General features: G+C 70.6%; 15 protein-coding genes, 2 tRNA genes and 1 pseudogene. 4 read left to right on the forward strand and 14 right to left on the reverse strand.

Annotated elements, in window-relative coordinates:
• Nucleotides 1-402 precede the first annotated feature (402 nt).
• Together AC067Z_RS05590 and AC067Z_RS05595 are read left to right on the forward strand one after the other, a co-directional pair.
• Entirely contained in the window at nt 403-1,980 is a 1,578-nt protein-coding gene (locus AC067Z_RS05590) for a ferric reductase-like transmembrane domain-containing protein (RefSeq protein WP_478788162.1), read from the forward strand.
• Nucleotides 1,977-3,572, forward strand: a complete 1,596-nt coding sequence (locus tag AC067Z_RS05595; protein ID WP_478788163.1) for a ferredoxin — start codon at nt 1,977-1,979, stop codon at nt 3,570-3,572. Before AC067Z_RS05590 ends, AC067Z_RS05595 begins: the two co-directional genes overlap by 4 nt.
• Nucleotides 3,573-3,643: 71 nt before the next feature.
• On the opposite strand, the gene AC067Z_RS05600 is transcribed toward AC067Z_RS05595, so the two are convergent.
• The 3 genes and pseudogenes from AC067Z_RS05600 to AC067Z_RS05610 all read right to left on the reverse strand — a co-directional run.
• Nucleotides 3,644-3,716: transfer RNA gene (locus AC067Z_RS05600), tRNA-Ala, on the reverse strand.
• 177 nt (nt 3,717-3,893) lie between these two features.
• Nucleotides 3,894-4,127 carry a hypothetical protein gene (locus tag AC067Z_RS05605; protein ID WP_026277450.1) on the reverse strand — a complete coding sequence of 78 codons (234 nt, stop codon included), beginning with the start codon at nt 4,125-4,127 and terminating at the stop codon, nt 3,894-3,896.
• Between the two features lie 349 nt (nt 4,128-4,476).
• Nucleotides 4,477-5,175: pseudogene (locus tag AC067Z_RS05610) on the reverse strand (MFS transporter); the annotation flags it as partial.
• Between the two features lie 101 nt (nt 5,176-5,276).
• Between AC067Z_RS05610 and AC067Z_RS05615 the strand changes: the two are divergent.
• Nucleotides 5,277-6,149 carry a helix-turn-helix transcriptional regulator gene (locus tag AC067Z_RS05615; protein ID WP_478788164.1) on the forward strand — a complete coding sequence of 291 codons (873 nt, stop codon included), beginning with the start codon at nt 5,277-5,279 and terminating at the stop codon, nt 6,147-6,149.
• Between the two features lie 20 nt (nt 6,150-6,169).
• Here the strand turns inward: AC067Z_RS05615 and AC067Z_RS05620 are convergent.
• The 6 genes from AC067Z_RS05620 to AC067Z_RS05645 form a co-directional block, all read right to left on the reverse strand.
• Nucleotides 6,170-6,242 (reverse strand) — tRNA-Ala (locus AC067Z_RS05620).
• Between the two features lie 118 nt (nt 6,243-6,360).
• Nucleotides 6,361-7,029, reverse strand: a complete 669-nt coding sequence (locus AC067Z_RS05625; protein ID WP_478788165.1) for a histidine phosphatase family protein — start codon at nt 7,027-7,029, stop codon at nt 6,361-6,363.
• Between the two features lie 14 nt (nt 7,030-7,043).
• Complete coding sequence (gene rsfS / locus AC067Z_RS05630) at nt 7,044-7,478, reverse strand: ribosome silencing factor (protein ID WP_478788166.1); 435 nt, start codon at nt 7,476-7,478, stop codon at nt 7,044-7,046.
• Nucleotides 7,479-7,594: 116 nt separating this feature from the next.
• Nucleotides 7,595-9,328 (reverse strand): LCP family protein, encoded by a 1,734-nt coding sequence (locus AC067Z_RS05635; protein WP_478788167.1) that lies wholly within the window; start codon nt 9,326-9,328, stop codon nt 7,595-7,597.
• A gap of 19 nt (nt 9,329-9,347) precedes the next feature.
• Nucleotides 9,348-9,971: a nicotinate-nucleotide adenylyltransferase gene (nadD, locus tag AC067Z_RS05640; RefSeq protein ID WP_478788168.1), complete on the reverse strand. Its 624-nt coding sequence runs from the start codon at nt 9,969-9,971 to the stop codon at nt 9,348-9,350.
• Between the two features lie 38 nt (nt 9,972-10,009).
• Entirely contained in the window at nt 10,010-10,171 is a 162-nt protein-coding gene (locus AC067Z_RS05645; RefSeq protein WP_478788169.1) for a hypothetical protein, read from the reverse strand.
• A gap of 190 nt (nt 10,172-10,361) precedes the next feature.
• Between AC067Z_RS05645 and AC067Z_RS05650 the strand changes: the two genes are divergently transcribed.
• Complete coding sequence (locus AC067Z_RS05650) at nt 10,362-11,444, forward strand: M48 family metallopeptidase (protein ID WP_478788170.1); 1,083 nt, start codon at nt 10,362-10,364, stop codon at nt 11,442-11,444.
• A 47-nt stretch (nt 11,445-11,491) separates the two neighbouring features.
• Here AC067Z_RS05650 and AC067Z_RS05655 read toward each other — a convergent pair whose 3' ends face one another.
• The 5 genes from AC067Z_RS05655 to proB all read right to left on the reverse strand — a co-directional run bounded on the left by AC067Z_RS05655 (nt 11,492) and on the right by proB (nt 16,537).
• Nucleotides 11,492-12,565, reverse strand: coding sequence for an SCO2583 family membrane protein (locus AC067Z_RS05655; protein ID WP_478788171.1), 1,074 nt, complete (start codon nt 12,563-12,565; stop codon nt 11,492-11,494).
• Between the two features lie 99 nt (nt 12,566-12,664).
• Nucleotides 12,665-13,273 (reverse strand): SCO2584 family spore wall biosynthesis protein, encoded by a 609-nt coding sequence (locus tag AC067Z_RS05660; RefSeq protein ID WP_478788172.1) that lies wholly within the window; start codon nt 13,271-13,273, stop codon nt 12,665-12,667.
• An 89-nt stretch (nt 13,274-13,362) separates the two neighbouring features.
• On the reverse strand, nt 13,363-14,655 hold the full coding sequence (locus AC067Z_RS05665) for a glutamate-5-semialdehyde dehydrogenase (RefSeq protein ID WP_478788173.1): 1,293 nt from the start codon (nt 14,653-14,655) through the stop codon (nt 13,363-13,365).
• A 63-nt stretch (nt 14,656-14,718) separates the two neighbouring features.
• Nucleotides 14,719-15,246, reverse strand: a complete 528-nt coding sequence (locus tag AC067Z_RS05670; RefSeq protein ID WP_478788174.1) for a hypothetical protein — start codon at nt 15,244-15,246, stop codon at nt 14,719-14,721.
• A gap of 163 nt (nt 15,247-15,409) precedes the next feature.
• Nucleotides 15,410-16,537 (reverse strand): glutamate 5-kinase, encoded by a 1,128-nt coding sequence (gene proB / locus AC067Z_RS05675; protein WP_478788175.1) that lies wholly within the window; start codon nt 16,535-16,537, stop codon nt 15,410-15,412.
• Between the last annotated feature and the right edge of the window lie 157 nt (nt 16,538-16,694).

Raw genomic sequence — 16,694 nt, forward strand, 5'->3', positions numbered from 1 at the left:
CTTCAAAGCTCCATCGATCGTCTCTGCCAGCTGCCGCTGATTCATCCGGTGCCGAAATGAAAAATCCCCTCGCACAGGAGGGGACGCCGCGCCGATTCCGACGGGTTCTTTCCACCGTCGGGACTGATCAGCGCGGCTCGCTAAGCAGAAGGCGTACGGCACGCATGGCGTCAGGGTACCGCAGTGCGGGAAGTGGCCGCATGCGCCTTCCGCGGCGCCCACGACCGTCGCTCGGCGATCATGATGTCCGGGTTACTCGGCGTATCGACTCTATCCAGGGCAACCCCAGAGTCAGTTGGCTGTACTTCACCTCTAATAACAGCGAAAACTCGCTCTGCGCGGTATGGGGCCACCTAGAGTGCGTCAACGGGACAGCTTTCCCGCACCATTCGGAGTCGCCCCATGAACCCTCGTCTCAAACAGCGTTTGTCGCCGGGCCCCGGCCCCGGACTCAGCCGCCCCGTGCAAGGCGGCCTCTACGCGGCCGTGTTGATTCTCATCCCGCTGCTCGCCATCGGAGGCAGCGACAGTTTTCGCGCCGCGCTCGACTTCACCACCGGAGTGCTCTCCCTGGTGTCGCTGACGGCGTCCGTCGCGTGGGGCCTGATAGCCACCGACCGGGTGCTTCTGGCACCGCGCCACCGCCTGCTCGCCCAGGGCATCCACCGCACCACCGCGGTCGCCTCGCTCGGCTTCCTGCTGCTGCACGCCACCGTGAAGGTCTCGCTCGGCCATGTGGCACTGATCGGTGCGCTGATTCCGTTCGGTCTCGGCGTGACCGGCACGTCGGCCCTGATCGGTTTCGGATCGCTGGCCGGCTTCCTGATGGTCGTCGCCGCCACGACCGGCGCGCTGCGCAGCGCCCTCGCGGGCAACATCCGCGTCGCGGGCCGCTGGCGGCCGCTGCACATGCTCGCGTACCCGGCCTGGTGCTTCGCGCTGGTCCACGGGCTCTACGCCGGGCGCCCCGCGGCGACCTGGGTCGTCGCCATGTACTGCCTGGCGCTGGCAGGTGTCGCCGCGGCCGTCTCGGTGCGTCTGCTGCCGCGTCCACTGCAGCGGCGGGTCGCTGCCAAGATCATGTCGCTGACGGGCGGAGGGGACGGCGGACCGCTGTCCGGCGACGACCAGGCACAGCGCGATCTGGCCACTTCCCCGCTGCCCGGCACGAGCGGGCTGAACGGGACGGGCCGCTCGGCCGTACCCGCTGGCATGGACCGCATGGACCGTATGGACCGGGTGAACGGCATTCCGTCGCAGCGCCCGTACGAGCAGGACTTCCCGTCGCCGCTCGGACAGGCCCGCGCACAGCCGCCCCGGCTCGCCGCGCCCGCTCCCCAGCTGTACGAGGCTCCGCCGCCGCCGGACACCGAGGCGATGCCGGCCGCCGGCGGTGCGGGGACTGGCCGTGGCCCCGGCATGGCCGCGGCCTACCGGGCCGTGTCGCTGGCCAACGAGCCGTCCGCCCCCCTCGCCGAGCGGGTGCCGATGACGGAGGAGATACCCGTGGTGTCCGAGACGGGTCCCCGTCCGGGCGCCTGGCCCACCCCCTCCCCGCCCCCGCCGGCCCAGGCCGTGCGGCCCGAGCCGTCGACCCCGGTCTACGACACGCCGCCTCCTCCCCTGTTCGAGGCGGCGCCCTCGTACGACACCCCGCCGTCCTACGACGCTCCGGCGTCCTACGACACACCCCCGTCCTACGACAGCCCGTTGCCGTACGGCTCCACGACGCCGTCCTACGACTCCACGGGCGCAGCCGCGTACGACGCGCCCTACGACGCCACCGCGGGCTACGGCTCCGCCCCGTACGACGCCACCGGCGCGGCCGAGGCCGCCTCCCCGTACACCGGTACCCCGTACGACAACCCCCCGTACGACAGTGGCGCCGCCACGTACGACGGGACCGCTCAGATGCCAGGCCCCCTCTACCAGCCCCCCGCCGGAGAGCCCTGGAACGCACCTGCAGGAGAACGACCGTGAACGCCCCCCTCCCCGACGTCCCCGAGGTCCGCGTCGTCGGCCTTCCGCAGCTGACGCAGGGCTTCGACCTCGTCGAACGGCTCGACCTGCAGATGCATCTGAAGGTCCACGGCCCCCTCGAGCCGGTGAGCGGTGAGCGGCTCGCGCAGCTCGCCGAGGAGATATCCCTGACCGGCCGCGGCGGAGCGGGATTCCCGTTCGGCAAGAAGCTGCGCGCCGTGGCCAAATCGGCCATCCGGCGGGGTGTGCGTCCGGTCGTCGTGGTCAACGGAAGCGAGGGAGAGCCCGCCTGCCGCAAGGACACGGTCCTGCTCAACCGTGCACCGCACCTGATTCTCGACGGCGCCCTGCTGGCCGCCGAGGCGCTCGGCGCGCGCACCCTGGTCGTCGCGGTCACCCGCAACTCCACGGAGATCTCCATGCGTGCCGCGCTCGCCGAGCGCGGACTGAGCGACCGGCGTGGCCAGCAGCTGCGCGCCAGAGTCGTCCGCACGCCGGAGCGCATGGTGTCCGGTGAGGCGTCATCCGTGATCCGCGCCGTCAACGGCGGCCCCGCGCTGCCGCCCGGCCGCCGGGTGCGCGCCGCGGACTCGGGTGTGGGCGGTGCGCCGACGCTGCTGTCGAACGCGGAGACGTTCGCGCAGCTGGCCGTCGCCGCACGCATAGGCTCCCGGCGTTACGGCCACACCGGCCTCGACTCGGAACCCGGCACCGTGATGCTGACGATCTCCGGAGCGGTCGCGCGCCCGATGGTGGTCGAGGTGCCCACGGGTGTGCCGCTCCGCTACGTCCTGCAGCTGGCAGGCGCGCCGCCGCTGCCGCAGGGCGTGCTGACGGGCGGCTACCACGGCAACTGGATCGACTCGGTGGCCGTGCACGAGTCCGTCGTCTCCAAAGCGTCCCTGGCGTCCGTGGGGGGCGCCCTGGGCGCGGGAGCGATCCTGCCGATCGGGCCGGAGACCTGCCCGCTGGGCGAGTCACTGAGAGTGGCCAACTGGCTCGCGGCGGAGACCGCCGGCCAGTGCGGACCGTGCAAGCTGGGCCTGCCCGCCGCGGCCGGTGGTCTCGCCGATGTGATCAACGGTGGCGGACCGGCGGCGCTGGAGGCGCTGCGGGAGGTGACGCAGGCGGTGAAGGGCCGCGGCGCGTGCAAGCACCCCGACGGTTCCGCACGTTTCTTCGCCTCGACGCTGTCCGCATTCACGGACGATCTCGCCGCCCATGTCCTGGACGGTGGCTGCGGACGCCCGACGACGGGCGTTCTGCCGCTGCCGCTGCCGGGCTACGAGGAGGCGGAGGAGTCGATCCCGAGCGGCGAGAAGGTCTACATCGACTGGACGCTCTGCCAGGGGCACGGGCTGTGCGCCGACATCGTCCCGGAGCTGATCCGGCTCAACCCCGACGGCTACCCGTCCGTGGCCGACGCGGTCGTCCCCATGCACATGCGCGGGCGCGCGCAGCGGGCGGTACGGCGCTGCCCCGCGCTGGCGATGCGTCTGGAGCAGGTGGACGCCCCGGCGCCCGCCCGGGAGCCCTCACGTCCCGCACTGCCCAGCAGCAACCGCAAGGCCCTGGGCAGCGGCCGGAGTTGATCCGGCCGGCCCCCGGTACCGCATGAAAGGAGGCGGGCCACCCGATCGGGTGGCCCGCCTCTCGTGTTCTGTGGAGCTAAGGAGAATTGAACTCCTGACCTCCTGCATGCCATGCAGGCGCTCTACCAACTGAGCTATAGCCCCTTGCCTGTCCCCGCTTCGGGCTTCCCTCGCGGCGACGTAGAGAACATTAACGCCCTCGTCGGCGCATCTCCAAATCGTTTGTTCCGCACCCCACCGAGGCACGAAATGCCCGTTTCCTCCGCGGCATTAGGAAGGCTGCCGAGCCGCCCCCACCGGGGCCGTGCTCACCCTGTGCGCTCAGGCCGTTGCGAACGAATAGAACCGCTTGAGGGTGCAGTGCTCGTCGAGCAGTCGGCCGTAGATCGGCTCCCCTTCGAGTTCCCGGTAGGTTTCGATGGGGTCGCCCTTTATGATCAGCGCCCGCGCACACTCCTCGCACCAGTACTGGTACTCGGGATTGACCGGATCCATGTCCCGGACGATGGGCGTACCGCTGCCGCACCAGTCGCATTTCCGCCTGTGGGCACCCATCATTCAGCTCCAGCTGTGGCCGCAGGCCGTGCACACGTAGGAAACTCCTCCGTTGTCGCCGAGGACCTGGGCGACGTGGGCAGATCCGCAGGAAGGACAGTTGAGGCGAGCACGTGCCTCCGCCGTGGCGAGCAGCTCAAGGGCAGCATCCTCTGCCTCCTCGCCGCTGGCGGACATCGTGCGCTCCCTCCCGTACGGCCGGTGTCCCCTCCGGCCGTCCGATTCTGCCATGGCCACGCAACGAGGTCAGCGACGTTTGCGAACGAGACCGGCCACGGCACCGAGAGCACACGCCGCCGCCAGGGCGAGGGCGCACGCCCACAGCGCGTCGGCGGACGCCTGCGCCCCGGGGGACGGCGAGCAGCGATACGGCCGCGGTGAGGAGGCCGAGACCGGGCAGATCCAGCGGACGGGCACGCTCCGGCTCGCTGCGGCGGTCCCGTGGCAGGACGCGGACGCCGAGGCCGAGGAGCACCAGGCCGATCGGCACGTTGACCAGGAAGACGGGCCGCCAGCTCGCATCGAACAGATCGGCACCGACCAGCACCCCGCCGAGCACCTGGCCCGCCGCGGCGCCGGTCGCGAGCACCGCCGAGTACGCACCCAGTGCCCTGGCCCGCGCCTCGCCGGTGAAGTTCCGTTGGATCAGGCTGAGCACCTGCGGGATCATCAGCGCCGCTCCGCCGCCCTGCACCAGCCGGAACGCGATCAACTGGCCGGTGCCGGCGGCCAGTCCGCAGGCGAGCGAAGCAGCGGTGAACACGGCGAGCCCGCCCAGGTACATCCGGCGGTGCCCGAGCAGGTCGCCCAGCCGCGCGCCGGTGATCAACAGGACCGCGTACGCGATGGTGTACCCCGCGATGACGAGCTGCAGTCCGGCACCGGAAGCGCCCAGTTCGGAACGGACGGTGGGCGCGGCGACGTTGACGATGAAGACATCGAGCAGCGCCATGAACTGCGCGGCGAGCACCACTGCGAGCAGCAGCCCGGGCCGATTGTCCGAGCTGCCGTCTTTACTGAGTACGGGACGTGTTGAGGTCGTCGTCATGCCAGCAACATGGCGGCAACCCGATACCGGTAACGAGAGCCCGCCGATGCTGGTACTGACAGCACCTGGCAACGGCGGTGGGGGAACTCGACCATGGGGGTGTGGCAACGGTGGCAGCACCGGTACAGCAGCGCCGCAGACCGGAGCTGGCGGCTTTCCTGCGCAGCCGCCGCGCCCGGGTGACACCGGAGGACTTCGGCATGCCGCCGGGGTTCCGCCGCCGGACACCGGGGCTGCGCCGGGAGGAGGTCGCCCAGCTCTCCGGCGTCGGCGTCACCTGGTACACCTGGCTGGAGCAGGGCCGCCCGATCAACGCCTCGGCGCAGGTCCTGAATGCCGTGGCACGCACGCTGCGTCTCGACCGGCCCGAGCGCGAGCATCTCTACCACCTGGCGCAGGTGCCGTACGCCCCGGACGGTGAGGCCGAGGACATCGAGGTGGTCAGCCCCGAGATCCAGGGCATCATCGACGCCCTCGCCCCGACTCCGGCGGTCGTCTACAACAGCCGCTACGACGTGCTGGCCACCAACACCCCCTACGAGGTGCTCTTTCAGCTGACGGGACGCAACGACCGCGGCGAACGCAATGTGCTGTGGACGCTGTTCACCGTCCCCGCGCAGTGCTGTCCGGTCGTCAACATGGAGCAGGAGCTGCCGTTGATGGTGGCGCAGATGCGCGGTGCTTACGGTCGGCATGTGGGCGAGCCCGCCTGGGAGTCGTTCGTCCGGCGCCTGACGGACGCCAGTGAGGACTTCGCCCGTTTGTGGCGCAGCGGCGACGTGGTCCCGCCGGGGACGCGGGTGAAGACCTTCCGGCGCGACGCGGTGGGCGAGATACGGATGACGTCGGTGTCGCTGTCCATCAACGGGATGCCGGAGTGCCGGATCGTCGCCTACACCCCGAACGACGAAGAGAGCCGCACCGCGATGGAGACGCTCTGTGCAGAGGGAGAAACGAAGAATCCCGCCCCCTGACGGGGACGGGATCCTGATTGTGGAGCTAAGGAGAATTGAACTCCTGACCTCCTGCATGCCATGCAGGCGCTCTACCAACTGAGCTATAGCCCCGCGTGTTCTTCGCGCTCCGCGCTGCGAACAAGAAGAACTTTAGCCTGCGACCAGCCGGAAAGTGAAATCCGGGTCCGGGCGGCCGCCCCCGCTGTGTCCGTCGGGGCGCCGGCCGCGCTCAGGTGTCGTCGCCGAGCACGGGCTCGGGGAGCGTCCCGGCGTTGTGCTCCAGCAGGCGCCAACCCCGCGCGCCCTCGCCCAGCACCGACCAGCAGCAGTTCGAGAGGCCGCCGAGGCCCTCCCAGTGGTGGGCCTCCAGGCCCAGCAGCCGGCCGATCGTGGTGCGGATGGTGCCGCCGTGGCTCACGACGACGAGCGTGCCGTCGTCGGGCAGCTTGTCGGCGTGGTGGAGCACCACGGGGGCGGCACGGTCGGCGACCTCCGTCTCCAGTTCGCCGCCGCCCCGGCGCACCGGCTCGCCGCGCTTCCACGCGGCGTACTGGTCGCCGTACAACCGGACGATCTCCTCATGGGTCAGGCCCTGCCAGACGCCCGCGTACGTCTCGCGCAGCGCCGCGTCGTAGGAGACGTCCGCGCCGGTGATCGCGGCCAGCTCGCCGGCGGTCGCCGCCGCCCGCTTGAGGTCGGAGGCGACGATCGCGTCCGGCTTCAGCGAAGCGAGTAGCCGAGCCGCACGGCGCGCCTGGGCGACGCCTTCCTCGGTCAGCTCGATGTCCGTGGATCCCTGGAAGCGACGCTCCAGATTCCAGGCGGTCTGGCCGTGCCGCCACAGGACCACACGGCGGCCCCGCTTCTTGCTCCCGCGCCTGTCACCGGCCGCGGGCACGCTGTTCGTCCCGTTCAGCTCAGCTCACCTTCCGCGTCCCTGCCGGCGAGCTGGGCGTGCTCCTCGGCCTTGCCACGGGTCTTGAGGGCGTCCTCGGGAAGCGGCAGCTCGGGGCAGTCCTTCCACAGGCGCTCCAGGGCGTAGAAGACGCGCTCCTCGCTGTGCTGGACGTGCACGACGATGTCGACGTAGTCGAGCAGGATCCAGCGGGCGTCGCGGTCACCCTCACGGCGCACCGGCTTGGCGCCGAGCTGCTTGTTCAGCCGCTCCTCGATCTCGTCGACGATCGACTTGACCTGGCGGTCGTTGGGCGCGGAGGCGAGCAGGAAGGCGTCGGTGATGGAGAGCACATCGCTGACGTCGTAGGCGATGATGTCGTGCGCGAGCCGGTCGGCGGCCGCCTGGGCGGCGGCGTTGACGAGCTCGATGGAACGGTCAGTGGCGGTCACAAGCAGGCTTTCGTCGGCGGTCGGTAACCCATCAAGGGTCTCACGGACCGCCGACACGCCTCGCCTCGATTGTTCGGGACGCGTCAGCCCTCGGTAACCGCCCGCCGGCGGCCGCCTCAGTCCCCGGCGCCGGACCCGAAGTCGGAACCGAGGACCACGGACACGTCCGCGTTCGCGGCGGCCCTGCCCTTCTTGACCGCGTCCGCCGGCAGCCCAAGGGTCTTGGCGACCTCCGCGGCCTTGGGTTTCTGCGCCTCGTCCCCGTAGGTGATCTGCGAGGAAGCCACGGTGCCGGCCTTGCCACCGTCGATGACGGTGTAGCCGCCGTTGACGAGCGAGATGCGGGCCTTCTCCGTCGCCTTGTCGTTTCCGGTCGCGTTCTTGATCCCGACGCGGACCGCCGCGCCCTGCTCCGGAGCGCTGACAGAGCCGCCGAGGACGTCCTTGACCACGCTGTTCGCCGCCTGCTCGGTGAGCGTGCCGCCCTGCTGCACGGGAAGCATTGCCGTCTTGTAGTCGCCGCCCTTCGCGTGCTCGGCGAGTTTCGCCAAGGAGGTGCCGAGGTCCTTCTCGTTGAGCGAGGGGTCCAGGATCTGCGCGAGTGTCTCGACGATCACGGTGGCGGACTTGGCGTCGTCGGGGAGCTTCTTCAGCACGGCTCCCATGACCTGGCCGAAGCGCTGCAGCTGCTTCTCGTCGGCCTCGCCCGGGGCAACGTGGGTGGCGTAGGCGACGGCGGCGCGCCCGTTGAGGGTCTGGTTCTCGCCCTTCTTCACCAGCGGGGCGTCGCCCTTCTTGGCGCCGGGCACCGCGGTGTCGGTCGTGAGGTCGATGGTGCCGACGAGTTCGACAAGGTTCTCCAGGTACGGGGTGTCCAGCCGCCAGGTGCCGGAGATCTTGGCACCCAGCAGGGTGCCGATCGATTCACGGGTGCCGGTGGATCCGTCGTCCTCGACGGACTTGCCGAGGGTGGTGGCCGTGCCGTCGTCGTTGGCCACGGAGAGGGTGTTGGGGAGCAGGACGGTCGTGCCCTGCTGGGTGGTGACGTTGTCGACGAGGAGCGCGGTGGAGGTCCGCTCGCTCTTCGTGTTGTGCAGGTGCACCACGATGACGTCGCGCTTCTGCGGGCCGGCCGCGCTGCTTCCGGCGCTCTTGGAGTCCGAGAGGCCGGGCAGCTTGCCCGCGTACCAGAGGTAGCCGACGCCGCCCACGAGGACGAGCGCCAGGGTGACGACGAGGGCGGTCACGCGGTTGCGGCCACGGCGTTTGGCCTCCTCGCGGCGCTCCGAGCGGCTCTCGGTGAACTTGAGCCAGTCGATGACGTCCTCGGAGTCCTCGTCCGGCTCCTCGATGAAGGAGAACTGCTCGGTGCGGTAGTCGCGCTCATCGCCGCCCGCGGCACGGCGCTGCCCGGGCACCGCGGCCGGCTCGGGTGCCGGACGTTCCTGCGGTGGGGCGGGGGCGGGCTGCTGGTGCGGGATGTTCCACTGCTGGGTGGTGTCGACGGCCGCGGGCTGCGTACCCGTGTCGTAGCTGTATCCCTCGTACCCGTAGCCCTCGGTGCCGGGGTGGGCGGGGTACTGCTGGGTTCCGTAGTCGCCGCTGCGGCCGTACGGATCCGTGCTCCCGGAGCCGTACGGGTCCGTGCCCTGACTGCCGTAGGGGTCGTAGCCGTAGTCCTGCTGACCGCGGGGCTGCTGCGCGGGCGGCTGCTGAGGGTGCCGGGGCTGCTGCTGTGCGTAAGGGTCGTACTGCTGGGGCTGCTGATAGACCGGCTGTCCGTACTCGTCGTAGCCGATGATCTGCGGCTCCTGATGGTACGGGTCGTAAGGATTGTGCTGGTCGTTCACCGGTGCCCCTCTCCGTGGCTCACTCGCCGCGGTACAACTGACGCTTGTCGATGTAGCGCACCACACCGTCCGGCACCAGATACCAGACCGGGTCGCCCTGGGCGACCCGCTCCCGGCAGTCGGTCGACGAGATCGCCAGGGCGGGCACCTCCACGAGCGAGACCCCGCCCTCCGGCAGTCCGTCGTCGGTCAGATCATGGCCCGGACGGGTCACCCCGATGAAATGCGCGAGCGAGAACAGCTCTGCCGCATTCCGCCAGCCCAGGATCTGCGAGAGCGCGTCGGCTCCCGTGATGAAGAAGAGATCCGCGTCGTCGTTGAGGGATCGCAGGTCCCTCAACGTGTCGATCGTGTACGTCGGTCCCCCGCGGTCGATGTCGATGCGGCTCACCGAGAACTGCGGGTTGGACGCCGTGGCGATGACGGTCATGAGGTAGCGGTCCTCGGCCGGGGACACGTTCTTGTGGCTCTTCTGCCACGGCTGCCCGGTCGGCACGAACACCACCTCGTCGAGGTGGAAGAGGGCGGCCACCTCGCTGGCGGCCACCAGGTGTCCATGGTGGATCGGGTCGAACGTCCCGCCCATCACGCCGATTCGGCGCTTGCCGGCACCGGAACCGGTAGCCACGTTCTGCTCTCCCATGCGTGCAGAGCCTACTGGCCCGGGCAACCGGCGTGGGTTCAGCGGTCGCGGTTGAAGCGTGTGGTGATCCACAGCAGCAGGAGCAGCACGAGCAGGGCGCCGCCGCCGGTGATGTAGGGGCTGAGGCTTGCGTGGTTGCCGCCGTGCTCGGCGCCCTCGGCGAGAGTGGCCAGGTTGGCGGCGGCGCTGGTGAGGCTCATCTTCAGCAGGACCTATCGATCGGGAGTCGGACTGGAGAGACTTCGCGCACATCGTATGCGGGCCGCTCGGGCACGCTCACGCCGACTCGGTCGTTGTGGTTATCCACAGCCCCCGCGGCGTCGGAGCCCCAGCACCTACGCTGGGGGTCGTCAGGGGGACGAGAACGGTACGCGACAAACAGGGGGCACGATGACCGAAAGCCAGGAGCACGCACCGAGCAGGAGGCGCCGGCGCTTCCCGGAGATCTCGTCGCGGGCCTATGAGCATCCGGCCGACCGCTCGGCGCTGGTGGCGCTGCGCAAGCTCAGCGGTTTCGACACGGTGTTCAAGGCACTGAGCGGTCTGCTGCCCGAGCGCAGCCTGCGCCTGCTCTTCCTCTCCGACTCGGTGCGGGTGAGCGAGGCGCAGTTCGCGCATCTGCACACCATGCTGCGGGACGCCTGTTACATCCTGGACCTGGAGAAGGTCCCCGCGATGTACGTGACGCAGGACCCGCGTCCCAACGCGATGTGCATCGGCCTGGACGAGCCGATCATCGTGGTCACCACCGGCCTGGTGGAGCTGCTCGACGAGGAGGAGATGCGGGCGGTCGTCGGCCACGAGGTGGGCCATGCACTCTCGGGCCACTCCGTCTACCGCACGATTCTGCTCTTCCTCACCACCCTCGCCGTGAAGGTCGCCTGGATCCCGCTGGGCAATATGGCGATCATGGCGATCGTCACCGCGCTGCGGGAATGGTTCCGCAAGTCGGAGCTCTCGGCGGACCGCGCCGGGCTGCTGGTCGGCCAGGACCTGCAGGCCTCGATGCGAGGGCTGATGAAGATCGCCGGCGGTAACCACCTGCACGAGATGAACGTGGACGCGTTCCTGGCACAGGCCGAGGAGTACGAGGCCGGCGGCGACCTCCGCGACTCGGTGCTGAAGATCCTCAACGTGCTGCCCCGCTCGCACCCGTTCACCACGGTCCGGGCAGCGGAGCTGAAGAAGTGGGCCGAGAGCCGCGACTACCAGCGGATCATGGACGGTCACTACCCGCGCCGGACGGAGGACAAGGACACCTCGGTCACCGACTCGTTCCGCGAGTCCGCCTCGCACTACGCCGAGTCGGTGCGCACGAGCAAGGATCCGCTGATGAAGCTGGTCGGCGACATAGCCGGTGGCGCGGGCGACCTGGGCGGCAAGCTGCGTGACAAGTTCACCGGCGCGAGTGGCGGCGCGACCGGGAGCAACGGGACCAGCAGCGGGAGCGAGGGCGGCACACGGGACAGCTGAGCCGGGAGTTCGAGCGGCTGCGCCGCCCGAGGGACAGCCCGCGCCCGTCAGGGTGATGGCTGGGCGTCGGCGGCGAGCGTCCCGCACAGGGCCGCCGTCGCCGGGCCCGGGGCGTACGGATCGGTGCCCGCCGGACCGTCCGATCCCGCACGCTGCCCCGCGAGCAGCGGACGCAGCACTCCCGAGGCATCCAGGGCGCAGTCCTGCGGGCCCGCCTGGACAGAGCTGCCCAGCACCTCCAGGCGGTGGTGGCGCAGATCGTCCGGGTCGAGGCGGAAGTGCAGCTCGCGGCGGACGGTGAAGAGCGACGCCCGGTCGCTCACCGGCCCCGTCAGCGCCGCGGGCCGTACGGCGTAGACGAAGGTGTGGTCGGCCGTGACCTCCAGCGCGTTCGACCCCGCCTCTGCGACTCGTAGGCTGCCCTGCACCCGCACGGTGGCATCGGCCAGCGCCACCTTCGCCGGGTCGAGACGCACCAGCCAGCCGGTGGTGGCGTGCCGGCCGTCGGCCTGCGGGGCAGCCACGCTCCGGTCGAACTGGGCCAACTGGTCGGGGTGGACCAGCGCCCGCACGGAACGCACCGCTCCGCCCGTGAGCACATCGGGATCGAGGGACGACTGCACCAGGTAGTCCTTCGCGGTCGCCAGAGCGGTCATGACCTGGCTCTCGGAGAAGTGGTCGGTGCGCCGTACGGCCGGGAGGGTGACCCCCGATGCGCCGCTCCGGTACTGGGCGGCAGGGCTGTGCGAGAAGAGCTCCGCGGGTGTGCCGCCGGGGACGGGGCCTCGTGGGGCGAGGGGGATCAGGGTGATCCGCAGCTGCTCGGCCTGCCTGACCGGAGTGGACTGATAGGGCTGGCGGATGCCGAGATACACGGCGGTGCCGAAGGCGACGGCGACGAGGAGGACGATCATCAGGATCTGCCGCGATGCGCGTCTGTGGCCCGCCCCGGGGACGCTGCGCACAGCGGGGGCGTGCTCCCCCATGCGCTCGACGGCCGAGAATTCCTGCATCTGGGCAGCCCGCACGAACGATTCGTCGAAGACGACGGATCGGTACTCGTCCTCACCGCCCGGGAGCCCCTCGGGTGAGCCCTCGGGCGGGTCTCCGCGCCGAGTCATACTTTCAGGGTAGGTCTGACAGGGGCACGGTAAACGCGCTGGTGCGCGACAAGTTCTGACGAGTTCTCACGCATGCGGCCACATGGCTGCACGGGTGTTTCAGGGAGTGCGCGGCGCGGCGGGCACCGGTGGCGCCGGGCTCGCGTCGGCGGCCGTGGGCACGCCGCCGCTGCCACTCACCGTGGCCCCGGTGGGCGGAGCGTCCACGCCCGTCCGGGCGGGCTGCGGCACCTGGTCCTGGCGGTTGCCGGAAGCGCCGCGATAGACGGCGGTGAAGGCGAGGGCAACCATCCCGATGCCCATCACGAGTGCCAGGATCCAGGCCACCGGCCGGTGCCAGCGCGCACTGCCGCGATACGGGCGCAGTGCACCGCCATGGCGTCCGTACGGGCTCGCGAGGTCGTCGGTGTCGAAGTCGTCGTCCCCGCCGCGGGCGTGCTCGCGCTCGTGGCCGCCGAAGCCGTGGAGATCGCCGTAGAGGTCGTCGTCGGTGGGTGCGGAGCGGGTGCCGGAGCGGGCTGCCTCGGCCTCGGCGCGTGCTTCCGCGGCGGCCAGCAACCGCTCGACGGCGGTCGGTTCATGGATCTTGGCGGCCCGTACGAAGTCCTCGTCGAAGACCACGGTGGCGAAGTCCTCGTCCGCGCCCCCGCGGTCGTCGTCGGGCTCCCAGCCGTCCGGGAACGGCCTGCCCCCCACGTCGTCCGGCACGGTCTCAGAGTAGACCGGGCCGATGGGTTTGGGCAGGGAGAGCGTGAACTCTCCCCGCCCGGGTGACGCCCCTCGGGGGTGGCTGACGGTTACCGGATGTGACCGTCCCCGGTCACGATGTACTTCGTCGAGGTCAACTCGGGCAGCCCCATCGGGCCGCGGGCGTGCAGCTTCTGCGTGGAGATGCCGATCTCGGCGCCGAATCCGAACTGGCCACCGTCGGTGAAACGTGTGGACGCATTCACGGCGACGGTCGTGGAATCCACCAACTGGGTGAATCGGCGGGCCGTGGCCTGCGAGGTCGTCACGATCGCCTCGGTGTGGCCGGAGGACCACAGCCGGATGTGGGCGACCGCCGCCTCCAGCGACTCGACGACCGCGACGGCGATGTCGTAGGAGAGGTACTCCGTCTCCCAGTCCTCCGTGGTGGCGGGGACGATCGTCGCCTTGGTGGCCTCGGCGTACTCGACGACGCGCTCGTCGCCATGGACGGTCACACCCGCGTCGGCGAGCGCGCCCAGGGCACGCGGCAGGAAGGCGGGGGCGATGTCCTTGTGGACGAGGAGGGTCTCCGCGGCGTTGCAGACGCTGGGGCGCTGCGCCTTGGAGTTGATGAGGATCGCGATCGCCATGTCGATGTCGGTCTCGGCGTCGACGTACACATGGCAGTTGCCGGTACCGGTCTCGATGACCGGCACCGTGGACTCCTCGACGACCGTGCGGATCAGTGAGGCACCGCCGCGCGGGATGAGCACGTCGACCATGCCGCGGGCGCGCATCAGCTCCCGTACGGAGTCACGGCTCTCGCCGGGCACGAGCTGGACGGCGTCGGCCGGCAGACCGGAGCCGCCGACGGCGTCGCGCAGGACCTTCACCAGGGCGGTGTTGGAGGAGTACGCGGAGGACGAGCCGCGCAGCAGCACCGCGTTGCCGGACTTGAGGCACAGGGCCGCGGCGTCGACGGTCACGTTCGGCCGGGCCTCGTAGATGATGCCGACGACGCCGAGCGGGACGCGCACCTGGCGCAGGTCGATGCCGTTCGGCAGCGTCGATCCGCGCATCACCTCGCCGACCGGGTCGGGCAGCGCGGCCACGTGCCGTACGTCCGCGGCGATGGCACGCACCCGCTCCGGGGTGAGCGTGAGCCGGTCGATGATCGACTCGCTCGTCCCCGCCTCGCGGGCCCGCGCGACGTCCTCGGCGTTGGCCTCGACGATCTCGCTTGTCCGGACCTCGAGGGCGTCGGCCATCGCCAGCAGCGCGTCGTCCTTCGCCGAGCGTGGCAGCGGCGCGAGGTCGGCGGCTGCGGCCCGGGCCCGGTAGGCGACCTTGGCGACCGGGGACATGTTGTCGTAGGGCGAGACCGAAGAGAGCGACGTCATACCCGCAGGGTAGTGCGCTGCGGGTACCCACCGGAACGTATCCCGCTGTGCGAGACAGAAGCCTCAGAAGGGATGCACACCCACCGGGGACGCCGGCGGCGGGCCGTAGCCCTCAGCGATCCGCTGGTGGTAGGTCTGGCGGTCGATGACCTCCAGGCCGACGATCTCCCAGGGCGGCAGCTTGGCCGTGGAACGGTGCTCCCCCCACAGCCGCAGCGCGACGGCGGCCGCGTCGTGCAGATCGCGGGCCTCTTCCCAGTAGCGGATCTCCGCATGGTCGTTGGCGTAGCGGCTGGTCAGCAGGAACGGATGGTCGTGGGCGAGCTGCTCGAGGCCTCGGCGGACCTCCTGGAGCGGGGCCTCCACGCCGGAGACGCTGAGCGTGATGTGCCACAGCTTGGACAGCGCCTGATCTTCCGTGCGACTCTCCGTCTCCGCGGCGGACCCGGCCCCGGTCCGGTCGGCAGCTGTCGTGCCGGCGCCGTCGCCGAAGCCGTCCTGATAGTCGGCTGCGCCGCCGACACTGGTCAGGGCCCGCTCCTCACCCGCTGCACGGCGGGCAGGGGACGGCCTCCCATTGCCTCGGGGCATGTCCCCAGGGCGCGCTCGTCTCACCGGCGGCCTCCTGTTGCTGCGTCGTTGCCGAACCCCGCCAACCCCCGCAACAAAGTTGACCAGCCCACGGCGGGGCGTGGGGCGGTTTTGGTAAACGTCTCCGGCGGATGGCAGGACTTTCCGCCTTTCGGCGGGCCGGTCAGGGCTGAAGGACGACGAGATCGTCCCTGTGTACGACTTCCCGCTCGTACTCCGGACCCAGTTCCCGGGCGAGGTCGCGCGTGGAGCGGCCGAGCAGCTGGGGGATCTCCTTGGCGTCGAAGTTGACGAGTCCGCGGGCTACGGCGCGGCCTGCGGAGTCACGCAGTTCGACGGGGTCCCCGGCGCTGAACTCACCGTCGACGGCGGCGATGCCGGCCGGCAGGAGGGACTTCTTCCCCTTGACCACGGCCCGCACGGCACCGTCGTCGAGAGTCAGCGAGCCCTGCGGGGTGGAGGCGTGGGCGAGCCACAGCAGCCGGTCGGCGGAACGCCGTCCGGTGGCGTGGAAGTACGTGCCGGTCGCGCGGCCCGAGAGCGCGTCGGCCGCGCGTACGGCGGAGGTCAGGACGACGGGCACACCGGCGGCCGCGGAGATCCGCGCCGCCTCGACCTTGGTGACCATCCCGCCGGTGCCCACGCCCGCCTTGCCGGCGCTGCCGATCTGCACATGGGCGATGTCGTCAGGGCCGTGGACCTCGTCGATGCGCGAGGTACCCGGCCTCGCCGGGTCCCCGTCGTACAGGCCGTCGACGTCCGAGAGCAGGACCAGCAGATCGGCGCGTACGAGATGGGCGACGAGGGCGGCGAGCCGGTCGTTGTCACCGAAGCGGATCTCGTCCGTGGCAACGGTGTCGTTCTCGTTGACGACCGGGACGGCACCCATGTCGAGCAGCTGGTCCAGGGTGCGGTAGGCGTTGCGGTAGTGGGCGCGCCGACTGGTGTCGTCGCTGGTCAGCAGGACCTGGCCGACGCGGACGCCGTACCGGGCGAAGGAGGCGGTGTAGCGCGCCACGAGCAGCCCCTGGCCGACACTGGCGGCCGCCTGCTGGCGGGCCAGGTCCTTGGGGCGGCGCGTCAGGCCGAGCGGCGCGAGCCCGGCGGCGATGGCTCCCGAGGAGACGAGGACTATCTCCTTCTCGCCTCCGCTGCGGATCTTGGCGAGTACGTCGACGAGAGCGTCCACACGGTCGGCGTCGAGCCCTCCGGCGGCGGTCGTCAACGAGGACGAGCCGACCTTCACGACGATCCTGCGGGCCTGGGTCACCTGCTGTCTTGCCACTGTCACAGGCCGAATCTATGTCAGGGCCGGTGCCGGGTGCGCGGGCATTCCGCCCGCTGGACAGCCCCGGACCGGGCCCTGGGCACCGTCCGGTTCCAGCCGTGTCGCGACGCCGCGACACAACGGGGCGCGCCGAAACCGCTTACCCCTAACAGGAATTGCG

Source organism: Streptomyces sp. NPDC043812 (genome assembly GCF_056436245.1).

Excerpts from the sequence above, each read along its gene's own strand:
- AC067Z_RS05590 (WP_478788162.1), top strand. The coding sequence starts at position 403 with ATGAACCCTCGTCTCAAACAGCGTTTGTCGCCGGGCCCCGGCCCCGGA.
- AC067Z_RS05605 (WP_026277450.1), bottom strand. The coding sequence starts at position 4,127 with ATGGGTGCCCACAGGCGGAAATGCGACTGGTGCGGCAGCGGTACGCCC.
- nadD (WP_478788168.1), bottom strand. The coding sequence starts at position 9,971 with ATGGGAGAGCAGAACGTGGCTACCGGTTCCGGTGCCGGCAAGCGCCGA.
- AC067Z_RS05645 (WP_478788169.1), bottom strand. The coding sequence starts at position 10,171 with ATGAGCCTCACCAGCGCCGCCGCCAACCTGGCCACTCTCGCCGAGGGC.
- AC067Z_RS05650 (WP_478788170.1), top strand. The coding sequence starts at position 10,362 with ATGACCGAAAGCCAGGAGCACGCACCGAGCAGGAGGCGCCGGCGCTTC.
- AC067Z_RS05655 (WP_478788171.1), bottom strand. The coding sequence starts at position 12,565 with ATGACTCGGCGCGGAGACCCGCCCGAGGGCTCACCCGAGGGGCTCCCG.
- AC067Z_RS05665 (WP_478788173.1), bottom strand. The coding sequence starts at position 14,655 with ATGACGTCGCTCTCTTCGGTCTCGCCCTACGACAACATGTCCCCGGTC.
- AC067Z_RS05670 (WP_478788174.1), bottom strand. The coding sequence starts at position 15,246 with ATGCCCCGAGGCAATGGGAGGCCGTCCCCTGCCCGCCGTGCAGCGGGT.